The 14,323-nt window shown below is 39.6% G+C and carries 14 protein-coding genes; all 14 read left to right on the forward strand.

Annotated elements, in window-relative coordinates:
* The first annotated feature begins 41 nt into the window (after positions 1-41).
* Positions 42-1,949, forward strand: coding sequence for an ATP-dependent DNA helicase (locus L6W14_RS07285; RefSeq protein ID WP_237900171.1), 1,908 nt, complete (start codon positions 42-44; stop codon positions 1,947-1,949).
* 227 nt (positions 1,950-2,176) lie between these two features.
* The gene (locus tag L6W14_RS07290) at positions 2,177-3,637 is read left to right on the forward strand and encodes a sensor histidine kinase (protein ID WP_026023345.1); all 1,461 of its coding nucleotides are present in this window, start codon (positions 2,177-2,179) and stop codon (positions 3,635-3,637) included.
* A complete protein-coding gene (locus L6W14_RS07295) occupies positions 3,630-4,208 on the forward strand; it encodes an ANTAR domain-containing response regulator (protein ID WP_004269312.1) in 579 nt (192 codons plus the stop codon). The genes L6W14_RS07290 and L6W14_RS07295 overlap by 8 nt, the downstream gene beginning before the upstream one ends.
* 83 nt (positions 4,209-4,291) lie before the next feature.
* On the forward strand, positions 4,292-5,536 hold the full coding sequence (gene eutH / locus L6W14_RS07300; RefSeq protein ID WP_048389995.1) for an ethanolamine utilization protein EutH: 1,245 nt from the start codon (positions 4,292-4,294) through the stop codon (positions 5,534-5,536).
* 26 nt (positions 5,537-5,562) lie between these two features.
* Entirely contained in the window at positions 5,563-5,904 is a 342-nt protein-coding gene (gene eutS, locus L6W14_RS07305; protein WP_004269314.1) for an ethanolamine utilization microcompartment protein EutS, read from the forward strand.
* 10 nt (positions 5,905-5,914) lie between these two features.
* Complete coding sequence (locus tag L6W14_RS07310; protein ID WP_237900173.1) at positions 5,915-6,415, forward strand: EutP/PduV family microcompartment system protein; 501 nt, start codon at positions 5,915-5,917, stop codon at positions 6,413-6,415.
* Between the two features lie 17 nt (positions 6,416-6,432).
* Complete coding sequence (locus L6W14_RS07315; protein WP_237900174.1) at positions 6,433-7,854, forward strand: ethanolamine ammonia-lyase reactivating factor EutA; 1,422 nt, start codon at positions 6,433-6,435, stop codon at positions 7,852-7,854.
* 11 nt (positions 7,855-7,865) lie between these two features.
* Positions 7,866-9,230 carry an ethanolamine ammonia-lyase subunit EutB gene (locus tag L6W14_RS07320; RefSeq protein WP_004269317.1) on the forward strand — a complete coding sequence of 455 codons (1,365 nt, stop codon included), beginning with the start codon at positions 7,866-7,868 and terminating at the stop codon, positions 9,228-9,230.
* 9 nt (positions 9,231-9,239) lie between these two features.
* On the forward strand, positions 9,240-10,250 hold the full coding sequence (eutC, locus tag L6W14_RS07325) for an ethanolamine ammonia-lyase subunit EutC (RefSeq protein WP_237900176.1): 1,011 nt from the start codon (positions 9,240-9,242) through the stop codon (positions 10,248-10,250).
* Positions 10,251-10,261: 11 nt separating this feature from the next.
* Entirely contained in the window at positions 10,262-10,912 is a 651-nt protein-coding gene (gene eutL, locus L6W14_RS07330) for an ethanolamine utilization microcompartment protein EutL (RefSeq protein ID WP_036077522.1), read from the forward strand.
* A 15-nt stretch (positions 10,913-10,927) separates the two neighbouring features.
* Complete coding sequence (locus tag L6W14_RS07335; RefSeq protein WP_009370494.1) at positions 10,928-12,418, forward strand: aldehyde dehydrogenase family protein; 1,491 nt, start codon at positions 10,928-10,930, stop codon at positions 12,416-12,418.
* 20 nt (positions 12,419-12,438) lie between these two features.
* A complete protein-coding gene (locus tag L6W14_RS07340) occupies positions 12,439-12,717 on the forward strand; it encodes a BMC domain-containing protein (protein WP_004269321.1) in 279 nt (92 codons plus the stop codon).
* A 128-nt stretch (positions 12,718-12,845) separates the two neighbouring features.
* Positions 12,846-13,436, forward strand: coding sequence for a phosphate propanoyltransferase (locus L6W14_RS07345; protein WP_237900178.1), 591 nt, complete (start codon positions 12,846-12,848; stop codon positions 13,434-13,436).
* Between the two features lie 12 nt (positions 13,437-13,448).
* Positions 13,449-14,318 (forward strand): phosphate propanoyltransferase, encoded by an 870-nt coding sequence (locus L6W14_RS07350; protein WP_009370493.1) that lies wholly within the window; start codon positions 13,449-13,451, stop codon positions 14,316-14,318.
* The last annotated feature ends 5 nt before the right edge of the window (positions 14,319-14,323 follow it).

Consider the following 14,323-nt stretch of genomic DNA (forward strand, 5'->3'; position numbering starts at 1 on the left):
TCGCGTATAATAGCACCAGATAGTTAGAGGGGGAACATTAATTGCGTAAATCTTTACCGTTTGCATTATCAAAGGACCGTTCATTTTTCGATTCATTAGGTGACTGGATGGGCGATGTTCTTTATGATGAATTACCAGAAAAGGGCTTTGAATGCCGTGATGAGCAAATCTTTATGGCTTATCAAATAGAACAAGCACTAAAAGAAAAAAATGTTCTCTTTGCAGAGGCAGGAGTGGGAACTGGCAAAACGATCGCTTATTTGCTTCCAGCTATTTCCTATGCACGTTACACAGGGAAACCTGCGTTGATTGCTTGTGCAGATGAAACATTAATCGACCAACTTGTAAAAGAGGGGGGCGATATTTATAAACTCCAAAAAACGTTAGGACTTGATATTGATGTTCGACTTGCAAAATCGAGAGATCAGTATTTATGCTTAAAACGCTTTGAGGAAGCAGAGAAAGTGGAGTCGGATGAATGGATTGATGATATTTCCTTTTCTATCCCTGATGGTGTTTATGCACAAGGTTCGATGATTGCTGTTCATCCATATGGGGAACGCAGTGATTATCCAACAGTCAGTGATGAGGATTGGCAAAAGGTTAATTACAATTCGATTATGCAATGTTCGGTTTGTGACCTTCGTAATCGCTGTGGGCAAACATTGCATCGCTCTCATTATCGAAAATCAACCGATCTTGTTATTTGTTCACAAGATTTTCTAATGGAGCATTTGGCTACAAAGGAATCTCGTGAGCGTGAAGGTCAGCTAGCATTACTGCCTGAGGTATCAATGATGGTGCTGGATGAAGGACATTTATTGGAGTATGCTGCGCAAAAAGCGATGACCTATAAAGTACAGGCGACGACTATCGTGCAATTATTGGAGCGCTTGATGGTAGATGGTGTACGCGAGCGCACACTGTATGCAATGGAGAAATTACAGGATGATCATGAACTATTTTTTGATCAGCTTCGTGATGATATCGTTGCTTCTAATGAAGATCGCAAACGCATAAACAAATCAAAAACATTGCTTGCTTATGGGAAGCAGTTAATAGATGATGTAGAAACATTGATGGAAGAATTCGTTTTTGAATCAGAAATGTACATGATTCCTGAATATGAGCTAAATATGGCGGAAGAATATTTAGAACAATATGAGGCTTCGTTGCGTATTTTCATCGCACAGGGCGATGCAGTAGATTGGTTAGAGGAAACAGATGGTGAAGAAACGCTCGTCATTATGCCTCGTTTAATCACAGAAGTTTTAGCAGAAAAATTATTCTCTAAAAAGCTTCCAATCGTCTTTTCTTCTGCCACTCTATCGGTCAATAAAGACTTTTCTTATATTGCCTATAGTTTGGGAATTCGAGATTACCAATCATTTTCTGTGCCTTCCCCATTCGACTATGATGAGGTTATGAAAATCTATTTACATGAGCTTACACAACGAGACAAAACAGCGCGTGTTCAGCAGTTGCTGCGAGATGGCGAGCAAACGTTGATTTTATTTAAATCGAAGCAAGCTATGCTAAATTTCAAGGCAGAATTACCACTAATGGAACGTATGTATGTAGCATTTGAAGGAGATCGAGAGCTATCAGCCATTGTTCGAGACTTCCAGCAAGGAACAGTTAAAACATTATGTTCATATCATTTATGGGAGGGGTTAGATTTACCTGAGGAAGCATTAACGCGTGTGATTATTTATGATTTACCGTTTCCTCCACAGGACCCATTATTTGATGCGAAACGTACATTTGCTGAAAACCCATTTGAGGAAGTGGAACTACCTTTCATGCAATTACGCTTGCAGCAAGGGATGGGGCGCTTAATTCGTACATCGAATGACCATGGTGATATTCACATTTTATTAAATGAAGATGAACAAAAGCAGCGTGCAGCCTTTGAAAATATTGTAGCAGTTGTACCAGAAATAAAATAGAAAGAAGGCGAGTTTACCAAAAAGGTAAGCTCGTTTTTTGTTATACCGAAATAACATTATGTGTGTAGTTAAATTATGGATCTTTAAAAAACTGTTGAATATTTCTCTTTTAAGCTATATAGTTCTTTGTAATGCAACGAAATCTTGTGAAAGAATATATTTTTTATATTGAAAATAATTTCACAAAAGGTTTATAATAATGACAAAGATTTTTAAGAGTAGTCAAATTGCTTGCTGACTATTCCTTGATAGGGGGCTTAAACCTGTCGAACATTCAATCATTGTGTAGAAAATATACAAATCTATCGGCAACGGATATTGACAAGTTAATAGAAATAGAGGCTACGCTAACGTATTATGCTGAGTTGACTGATTGTTACATGTTCATAGATTGCTTGTTGGAGAATTTACCACATGCAATTGTTGTGGCAGAGGCATTCCCAAAGAAAGAGATTGGTTTATACGAAAAATCAGTTATCGGAAAATTCGTATTTGAAAGTTTTGAACCAGCTGTATTTGCTGCGTTTAAACATAAAGAAAAATCATCCATTTCCAGAGCAATTACGCAGGAAGGCATAACGGTGGAGCAGAATGTCATTCCCATTTTTAATGAGCAGCAGCAAGTAATTGCTGTGTTGATTCAGGAAAAAATGGTGAAGATGCAAACGACACCGAAGGATGATTTTCAGAATATGCCCTTTGCATTAATTGAGCATATTGTTGAACCAAATTCTCAACCAATCCCAGTTGTTTCTGATTTACTCGTAGAGTCGATTATTCTCACAAATCACGAAAATAAAGTGATCTATAGTAATCCAGCAGGCTATCATTTTATTTCGGAGTTATCTGGATTAGAAAATTTTGACAATATAGCGTTGGATAAAATCTTACCTTTTTTACAGGAGGTCTATGATAAAGGCGACGATGTCTTTTTCCTAGAAATTACGATTGATCGTAAGTCCTTTATTGTGAAAAAGATTCCTATTCGCAGTCATAACGAGAAAGTCACACTACTCATTATTCATGATCTAACAGAGCTTAAGCTGAAAGAAAATGAGCTAATGATGAAAACATTTGCGATACGAGAAATTCACCATCGCGTGAAAAACAATCTTCAGACAGTGACAAGCCTATTACGTTTGCAAATGCGCAATGATCTGTCTGCTTCAAATGCAAGTGCGTTTCAAGAGGCATTAAATCGAATCTATAGTATTTCATCAGTGTATGAGCTGATTTTAGAAAATGAAGATAACGCTGAAGAAAGAGTAGACGTTATTGCATTAGCTAAAAAAATTGGTCATAAAATGATTGGTACGTCTAATACAGCAACTATTCAACTAGCCTTTCATCATGAAAATTTGCAGCTGTTCTGTCATTCAAAAAAGGCAGTCTCTTTAGCACTCATTATTTGTGAGCTACTGCAAAATGCATTAAAGTATGCGTTTATCGGACGTGATGAAGGAGTTATCGATATTCAATTCATTCAGGAAGATTCTACAATTTCGCTTCATATTTCTGACAACGGCGTTGGAATGCAAGAGGTGAAGGCATCTTTTGGTATGGAGATTATCACAAGGCTTGTAGAATATGATTTAGCTGGCTCATTTTCAATTATCCCTAGTAATGAAGGTACACATACTCAAATTCAGTTCCCTGTAAGTGAGGAGGTATTTATCGTAAATGACTAGGAAAGTTATGATTGTCGAAGATGAATCACTGATTGCAATTGATTTGAAGTTTATGTTAGAAGATAACGGCTACGAAGTTGTAGCTCAAGCGAACAATGGGGAAACAGCCATTGAATTAGCCTTTTTACATAAACCACAGTTAATCTTAATGGACATTAAAATGCCTAAATTAGACGGTTTAAAGGCAAGTAAAATTATTGAACAACAGCTTGGTATACCTGTTCTTTTCATCTCGGCATATAGTGAAAAGGAATTGTTGCTATACATGAAGCAGGATAATATATTAGGATATGTAATGAAACCGTTTTCTGAAAAAAATGTGTTGCCTGTGCTTGAGGTTGCTTTTCATCAAATTGATAAATTCAACCGTCTCAATGGGGAGATCTTACATAAGCAAACACAATTAGATAAGCGAAAAGTCATTGAACGAGCGAAGGGCTTGCTGATGCAGGCTGAAAATATAAGCGAGGACGAGGCTTACCGTAAGATTCGCAATGAAAGCATGCAAACACAACAGGAAATGGTGCATATTGCACAGCAAATTATTAACAACTTACAAGTCAATAGTTGAAGCAAAGGCGCTTTAAAGAGATTTCTTCTTTAAAGTGCCTTTTTTTATATAAATTTATAAATAAAAAAGGGGTGATGAGTAAGATGGCAATGATAGGAACGATTATCGTTTATATTATTATGATTTGTGCTGTTTTAGGGGCAATCGGCGCTATCCGAGATGCTGAGTATGGAATTGGGAAAGAATTTATGAATGGGATCCATACGGTTGGTCATATTTTTGTCCCAGCAGCAGGGATCATGGCAGCTATACCTTACTTAACATGGTTTATTAGTCATTTTATTAGTCCGATTTTTGAGTTAATTGGTGCAGATCCTGCGATTGCAGCGACGACGATTTTAGCTTCGGACATGGGTGGTTACCAATTAGCCAATGCGTTAAAGGAGTCTTATGAGGGATGGGTAATGGCTCTTGTTGTTGGTTTTATGTCAGGTGCTACTATCGTATTCTCGATTCCAATGGGCCTTGCGATGTTGGATAAGCGTGATCATAAATACATGGCGCTAGGTATTATGGCTGGCGTTTTAACAATTCCGATTGGTGCATTTATTTCTTCGATCATGATTGTACTATTCAACACAGAAGTACGTGAAGTCATTAGTACAACAGAGGCTCCTACATATGTATTTGCCATTTCTGTTTTACAAATATTAATTAACTTACTACCTTTATTCATTTTCGTTATCTTAATCGCACTAGGCTTAAAGCTTATTCCAAACGGCATGATTACTGGCTTCATGGTATTCGGTCGTGTAATGGATGCGGGAATTAAACTAGTGTTAGTGTTCTCTATTGTTGAGATTTTTACAGGTATTTTTACAAAGATTTTTGGCGCGTGGGGCTTCGATCCAATCATGGCTGATGAAATCGATCAGTTCCGAGCATTAGAAACAGCCGGTTATATCGGGATTATGCTAGCGGGTGCCTTCCCAATGGTGTATCTAATCCGAAAGTATGCTTCCAAGCCACTTGAAGCAGCTGGTAAAAAATTAGGCTTATCCTCTGTAGGAAGTGCTGGGATTTTAGCAACGATTGCGAATATTTTAGCGATGTTTACACTAATTCGCCATATGCCACCAAAAGACAAAGTAATTAACATTGCATTTGGTGTATGTTCCGCCTTTTTATTAGGTGATCACTTATCATTCACGGCGAACTTCCAGCCAACCATTATTTTACCTGTTATTGCAGGGAAGTTTTTAGCGGGAGTTATTGCGATAATTTTAGCCTATAAGCTTTCAGTACCAACTGCATTAAGGTTGGAAATTGAAGATCGCAAGGCTGGCATTATCAAAGAAGGCGAGTATTTAACAGATCAACAATCTTAATTGATTAAAAAGTGAGGTGATGACGTGTGAGTGAAGAGAAAAAACGATTTATTCAGGAGTTTGTGCCGGGTAAACAGCTAACATTGAGTCACCTTATTGCCAATCCTGATCCAGAAATGTTTCAAAAGCTAGGTATCCAAGAAGCAGGTGCCCTTGGCATTATGACTTGTACGCCAAGTGAAACGGTAATTATTGCAGGAGACTTAGCAACAAAGGCTGCCAATGTCAAACTAGGATTTTTAGATCGTTTTACAGGTAGTCTCGTTATTGTTGGTAGTGTGTCAGAGGTAGAAATGGCGATGTTAGAAATCAATCGTTTTTTATCCGAGGTATTAGGTTATACACCATCAAAAATAACAAAATCATAGGATGTGTCATATGAAAAATCGAGTAATGATAATAGGCGGTGTGCAAGCAGGAAAGTCAACATTGATGAATACATTGTTGGGCAAAGAAAGCAGTGCCAACAAAACACAAGCACTCGTTTATGATGACTGGATTGTTGATACACCAGGTGAATATGTTGAAAATCCAATGTATTACAGAAATATTATGGCAACATCTTTGGAAGTAACACATGTGATTTACTTGCAGGATGCCACATCAGCTAGGAGTGTATTCCCTCCGCAATTCAGCTTAGGGATTCCCAAAATACAAATAGGGGTTATCACAAAGATTGATGCCCCTGATGCAGATGTAGAAAGGGCTACCGCCTTATTAAAAAATGTTATGACGCAGGGCCCTATCGTGAAAACCTCTTCATGGCAAAAGCTTGGCATTGAATGGATTGAACCATTGATTCAACTCAAGACAAATGAAGAAATTCGACAATTTGTTAAGGAAAGCGATAGTCCGTATCTCATGTATTGCTCACAGTAGCGAGAGGGAGGTGTAGGGTGAAAACTGAAAAAATATTTAGTGCAGGCATTGATATTGGGACAAGTACCACAAAAATGGTTGTCAGTAGTTTTCTGTTAAAGAATGTGGCTGGCGTAACACATGTGCCAAGGATTGAAATTATTGAGAAAACGGTGTTACATCAAAGTCCAATTATTAGAACCCCTTTTATCAATAAAGACATCATTGATATGAAAAAGATAGAGGAATTTATTTCTCAACAGTATCAATTGGCACAAATTGCTCCATCTGATATTGCAACTGGGGCCATCATCATTACTGGTGAATCAGCCACGAAGGAAAATGCAAGTGAGGTTGTCCATACCATTGCAGATGGCGCAGGTCATTTTTTAGTTGCTACCGCAGGTCCTGATTTAGAGGGCATCATTGCTGCCAAAGGGGCAGGTACTTTACAGCAATCAAAGAATTCTTCCAAAGTCATCGCCAATATCGATATTGGTGGAGGGACAGCGAATATTGCTGTTATGCAATTTGGAGAGGTTATTGGTACATGTACCTTACATGTTGGTGGTAGATTGATTGAGTTTAAGGATGGCAAGATTCAATCAATTTCTCCGCCACTCATGCGATTGATGGAACGATGGACTAATCCGTTAGCGGTCGGTGATGCGGCTGAAGATATTCGAGTGACACATTGTATTGAAGAAATGGTGCAAACGCTTGCCATGATTCTTCATGGGCAATGCAGAGATGAAAAGCATCCATTATTACTAGGGCATTTACCAAACTGGCATAAACCTGTGGATGCCATCGTTTTTACGGGTGGTGTGGCCTCTTGTATTTATGAAAATGAATGTACTCAGCGTCAATATGATGATATTGGTGAAAAATTAGCGAAAATGCTAATTCAGCATGAACAGCTACAATCATTTTTATGGTTACGACCAGAGGAAACAGCACGTGCAACAGTGACTGGTGCTGGTACACAAACCACTGAAATCAGTGGGGCAACCATTCAGGTGGATGCACAGGTGTTACCACTAAAAAATGTACCTGTCTTCAATTGTCATATAGATCCTTTAACAGACTTTAACTCGACGGTGAAGACAGCAGTAGAGAGAGCAAATGATCTATTTTCTATACAGGACAATCGTTCGCCATTTGCCCTCTATTTTAGTGAATTGCCATATTTAAGCTTTCAGGATGTACATGCATTGTGTCAGGCCATTTTGCTACATTTGGCGACAAGATGCTCTAAGGACATACCAATTATCATAGTCATTCAATCAGATTATGCAAAGATTATTGGACAGACCATACAAGCCATAAATGCGACAGTACCAATTATTTGCATCGATCAAATTAAAGTGGAAACGGGCGATTACATCGACATTGGAGAGGTTCTGCCATCTGGCGTCGTTCCTGTTGTGGTGAAGACCCTTGCCTTCCATTCAAAGTAAGGAGGATGAATATGAACTTATCGGTGATATTTGGTGGAGAAAAATATAATTTTAAATCATTAAAAGATGTTATGGCTAAGGCCAATGAAGAAAAATCAGGCGATCAGCTAGCAGGTATTGCCGCTGAGACGGTTCAACAACGGATCGCAGCAAAGGCAGTATTAAGTGAGCTTTTAGTTAAAGATATCCGCGAAAACCCATTAGTGCCACAAGAAAATGATGAGGTTTCACGCATTATTGAGGGCGATATTAATGAGCAAATATATGGAGAAATCAAAAACTGGAGCATCGAGCAGCTGCGTGAATACATTTTATCAAATGACACGGGTGATCGTGAATTAAAGCGTTTAAGTAAAGGGATGAATTCCGAGATTATTGCCGCTGTTACAAAACTAATGTCCAATTTAGATCTTGTACATGCAGCCAATAAAGTTGAAATACTTTCAACGTGTAATATTACGATTGGTCAAAAAGGGACGCTGTCATCTCGTCTACAGCCAAATCATCCGACAGATAATATTGATGGCATCATTGCTTCTCTAAAAGAAGGACTGTCCTATGGTATTGGGGATGCTGTTATCGGCATTAATCCTGTAGATGATTCAGTTGAAAGTGTCAAAAAAGTGCTTACAGCTACAAAGGAATTCATCAATGATTGGTCCATTCCTACGCAAAACTGTGTATTAGCTCATATTACAACACAGATGAAGGCAATTAAACAAGGCGCCCCAGCAGATATGATTTTCCAAAGTATCGCAGGGACAGAAATTGCTAACCGTTCGTTCGGTATTTCTGCTGATTTAATACGAGAAGCAGAGGAGCTCATTAAAAAACAAGGAACAGGTACTGGTCCAAATTTATTCTACTTTGAAACAGGTCAAGGCTCAGAGCTATCGGCAGAGGCACATATGGGCATTGACCAAGTAACACTGGAATCGCGCAATTATGGATTTGCTAGACATTTTAATCCTTATATTGTGAACACAGTAGTTGGCTTTATTGGCCCAGAGTATTTATACAACAATAAACAAGTAATTCGAGCAGGTCTCGAGGATCATTTCATGGGCAAAATGCATGGTATTCCTATGGGGGTAGATATTTGCTATACCAACCATATTAAGGCAGACCAAAATGATGTAGAAGATTTAAGTGTATTGCTGACAGCTGCTGGTGTTAACTTTATTATTGCTGCGCCAATGGGCGATGATGTGATGCTCAACTATCAATCGATGAGCTTCCATGATGTGGCTACATTACTCCAAACATTTGGTAAAAAACCAGCACCAGAGTATTTAGCATGGTTAGAGAAAATGGGCATTTATGAAAATGGTCGACTGTCAGCAAGAGCTGGCGATTTATCCATTTTTGAAAGGTAGGTGAGTCAAGTGAATGATCAATTAGTTTCTATGATTACAAAGCTTGTCATGGAGAAGATGGAGAAAAGTACAGGTAGCCAAACACCTGAAATAGCAGCTACTCCAACAGAACAACCACTTATTAAATTTTATGATACAGTAGAAAATCGTTCTTCAGGAACAACAGAAACTATAGCAGCATCACAGGAGCCATTAATTCAGCTGTATCAGCATGGAGCTCCACAGCAAGTAACGACGGTTACTTCTGCTACTTTCGAACAACCAGTAAATGCCGCTGTGCCGATCAAGCCCTTTCAGTTTGAGGCAGAATCGTTAACTGAAAGTGTACAGGCTGCTAAGAAACATACACCTGCTCGTATTGGTGTAGGAAGAGCAGGGACAAGACCGAAAACGAAAACCTGGTTAAAATTCCGACTCGATCATGCTGCTGCGGTAGATGCTGTATATGGCGAAGTGACAGAAGATCTTTTACAAAAGCTTGATGTCTTTCAGGTCACAACGAAAGTCACAGATAAAGAGGAATACATTACAAGACCTGACTTAGGGCGTCGTTTATCAGAAGAATCAAAGGCATTGATTCAGCAAAAATGTAAACCACAGCCAAAGGTACAGATTATTATCTCGAATGGCTTGAGTGCAAGTGCGATTGAGGAGAATGTTCAAGATGTTTACTTAGCCCTTCAGCAAAGTCTTAGCAATTTAAATATTGACATGGGTACTACGTTCTATATCGATAAAGGGCGTGTTGCTTTAATGGATGAGATTGGTGAGCTGCTACAGGCAGAGGTTATTGTTTATCTAATTGGTGAGCGTCCGGGGCTCGTATCGGCAGAATCGATGAGTGCATATTTATGCTACAAGCCAAGAATTGGGACAGTGGAAGCGGAACGTATGGTAATTTCAAATATCCATAAGGGTGGTATCCCACCATTAGAAGCGGGCGCTTATCTTGGCACAGTCGTAGAAAAAATCCTGCGTTATCAGGCAAGTGGCGTAGAGCTTGTCGCAAAAGAAGGTTAGGAGGCTGAAATATGTATCCTCAAAAAATTATGGCGCAAATCTTGGCGATGCAAACCATTCCAAGAGTCAACAGTGAACTAGCAGAGCAGTTAGATTTAAAGCCACATCATCATAGCATTGGGCTTGTCACACTGACAATCGACGATGTTGGCTATGTTGCCTTAGATGAGGCGACGAAAAAGGCAGATGTCGATGTTGTTTATGCAAAAAGCTTTTATGCTGGAGCGGCACATGCATCTGGTCCATTGTCAGGTGAAGTGATTGGCATTATTGCTGGAAGCTCACCTGATGAAATTCGTAGTGGTCTTGATGCCATTCAACAAAAAATTGAATTTGATACGTATTTTGAAGCCATTAATAATAATGACAATCATGCCTTGTTTGCCCATACCGTGGCAAGCTGTGGGACGTATCTTGCAGAGCTTGCAGATGTAAAGGTTGGCACCCCACTTGCTTATTTAATTGCTCCGCCGCTTGAAGCGGTTGTTGGATTAGATGCAGCATTAAAGGCTGCAGATGTTGAGCTAAAGGTTTTCTTTGGTCCTCCATCTGAAACTAACTTTGGGGGCGGCTTATTAACTGGCAGCCAATCTTCATGCGAGGCTGCGGCACATGCATTCAGAGAAGCTATTGAAAATATAGCTAGAAACCCAGTGATCTAGAAAGGAGGCGGCTTTATGGCCACATTAGACAAAGACTTATTAGCGATTCAGGAAATGAGAGATGCCGTTAAACATGCTAATACAGCACAGGCTGCCTATATGCAATTTTCTCAGCAACAAGTAGACAATATTGTAAAGGCTGTCGCGGATGCTGCCTTTAAGGAAGCAGAGCGTTTAGCAAAAATGGCTGTGCAAGAAACAGGAATGGGTATTCCTAACCATAAAAAGATGAAAAATGAAGTAGCTTCACGAGATGTCTATGAAGATATTAAAGAATTAAAAACAGTTGGTATTGTGGGCTATGATCGGATGAAAAAAGTAGCTGAAATTGCAAGTCCTTTCGGTGTCATAGCTGGTATCGTGCCAACAACAAATCCAACCTCTACAGCGATCTTTAAGACACTTATTTCTTTAAAAACGAGAAATGGTTTAGTGCTTAGTCCACACCCATATGCAGTGAAATGTACAAAAGAGGCCTTAGATATTTGTCGAGTAGCTGCTGAAAAAGCAGGTGCGCCAGAAGGATTACTACAATGTTTAACAATGTCCTCCATGGAGGCAACACAGCAGCTAATGAAGCACCCAAATATCCATTTAATTTTAGCTACGGGTGGTGGTGCATTGGTCAAGGCGGCCTATAGCTCTGGCAAACCTGCCTATGGGGTTGGGCCAGGAAATGTACCAGCTTATATTGAAAAATCGGCTAATATTCAAAAGTCTGTACGTCAATTGGTGCAAAGTAAATCGTTCGATAATGGCACAATCTGTGCAACAGAGCAAGCCATTATTGTGGATAAGGTGATCGCAGAGCAAGTGCAAACAGAATTAAAGAAAAATGGTGCCTATCTATTAAATGCCGAAGAAAAAGCTAAAATGGAAAAACTGATCTCACCAGTTCCTGGGAAAGTCAATCCCCAGATTGTCGGTAAATCAGCTACTTGCCTAGCAGATTCTGTCGGTATAACGGTACCAGACGATACAAAAGTTCTTGTGGGCTTCGAAACAATGATTGGTAAAAATATTCCGTTTTCTCTTGAAAAACTATCACCAATCTTTGCGCTTTATGTTGTTGAAAACAGTACAGAAGCCAAGCAGGTGATGATTGACCTGCTCAATATTGGAGGACGCGGACATACATGCTCAATTCACACTGAAAATGCAGCATTAGCAGAGCAATTTTCTGTCGAATTACCAGTATCACGAATTGTGGTTAATACATTATCCTCAATTGGTGCAGTAGGTGGCACAACGGGCTTAGCCCCATCCTTTACATTAGGCTGTGGGACATTTGGCGGCAATATTACGTCAGACAACATTACAGCAAGACATTTATTAAATATCAAACGTATGGCGTATGGCATTAAAGATGTCGAAGTGCCAAAACCAGAATTCGAAGTACAGTCCGTTGTTGAATCGGTAGTTTCACAAGAACCTACCCTTGATACAACGATGGTTCAACAAATTGTCGATCAAGTATTAAAACAAATCACATTACAAAATAAATAAATTATTTGGAGGAATGACAAATGAGTACAGCATTAGGAATGGTAGAAACAAAAGGTTTAGTAGGAGCAATTGAAGCAGCAGACGCAATGGTAAAGGCAGCAAGCGTTAATTTAGTAGGCAAAGTACATGTAGGTGGCGGGATCGTAACAGTTCTTGTACGTGGTGATGTAGGTGCAGTAAAAGCAGCAACAGATGCAGGGGCAGCAGCAGCACAACGTGTAGGAGAGCTATTATCTGTCCATGTAATTCCACGTCCACACCACGAATTAGAAATGATTTTACCAAAAGCAGAAGCATAATTTCATGTTCTTTCAAACGCTATAGATGGAAAAATAACTACCATTTATAGAAGAGAGCTGGATCTAACTCTAGAACAGCTCTCACCTTGTCCTGATAAAATAATCAACAAAATAAAGAGGTGGCTAACATGACAACAGCAATAAAAACTTTTCCAGTGGCCATTTCGGCTCGTCATATCCATCTAAGTGAAGCGGATTTACAAGCACTTTTTGGTCCAAATGCAACCCTAACGAAAGATTTCGACTTATCACAGCCAGGGCAATTTGCTGCAAAAGAGCGCGTCTCTATTGAGGGACCTAAAGGCGTTATTCATAATGTCCGTGTCCTTGGACCTGTAAGACCAGCAACCCAAGTAGAGGTAAGCCGCACTGATGCCATGAAGCTAGGAGTGACACCACCTTTACGTCAATCAGGTGATATTGACAATTCTGCGGGTATTAAAATACTTTCGCAAGACAAAGAAATAGAGATTCAGCAGGGAGTCATCATTGCGCAAGCGCATATTCATATGACTGAGGAAGATGCCAAAGCATTGGAAGTACGCAATAATGAATTAGTTTCAGTAGAAGTTGTAAGTGATCGACCTGTCACTTTCCGAGGTGTCGTTGTCCGTGTTTCCAATGATTTTAGTCTGGAAATGCACATTGATACGGATGAAGCAAATGCTGGTTTTATCGAACAGCAGGCACAGGGTAAATTAATAAAAGTATCATCGTAAGGAGGAGGCAAGATGCAAGAAAATTTAGTGCAAAAAATTGTGGAAGAAGTTCTGCAACAAGTCTTAAAAAATCAATCTTCCCCTCCACATGACGGTAAAATTCCGATTGGTGTATCTGCCCGTCATGTCCATCTTGCACAAGCAGAAGTTGAACAGCTCTTTGGTGAAAATTATCAGCTCACACCGAAATTTGAGCTTTCACAGCCAGGACAATTCGCTGCGGAGGAAACTGTAGTAATTGCAGGTCCAAAAGGGTCAATTGAACGCGTGCGTATTCTTGGCCCCGCTCGTTCCTTATCGCAAGTGGAAGTAAGCTGGACAGATGCTATGAAATTGGGTCTGAAGCCACCATTAAGAATATCTGGTGATATTCAAGGTTCCAGTCCTGTTACATTGATTGGTCCAAAGGGGAGTGTTGTGTTAAATGAAGGACTCATTATTGCACAGGCACATATTCATATGTCCCCAGCGGATAGTGCAAGATTCCAAGTCGTAGATGGGCAATCCGTCCAAATTAAGGTAGAAGGTATTCGCCCGATTATTTTATCGAATGTGGTTATCCGTGTTTCAGAGCGTTATCGCTTAGAAATGCATATTGATACAGATGAAGCAAATGCAGGGTTAATTCAGCAAGGAACGCTTGCAGAAATCGTGCATCATCAAGTAAGTGAACCTATGATCACTGTGAAAGAGCAGTCGCCAGTCGTACAGAAAGTAGAGCAACCATCCGTCTATCATTATGACAAAAAGCTACTTTCACAAATAGAAGTGCTCGATATCGATGCACAAGAAATTGTCGTTCCAAAGAAAACCATTGTGACAGCATTGGCTTATGATAAGCTACGAGAGTTAAATAAAACATTAACGATTCGTTCAGAGTAGTAAGA

This window comes from Lysinibacillus sp. ACHW1.5, from assembly GCF_022014815.1.
Taxonomy (GTDB): Bacteria; Bacillota; Bacilli; order Bacillales_A; family Planococcaceae; genus Lysinibacillus; species Lysinibacillus capsici.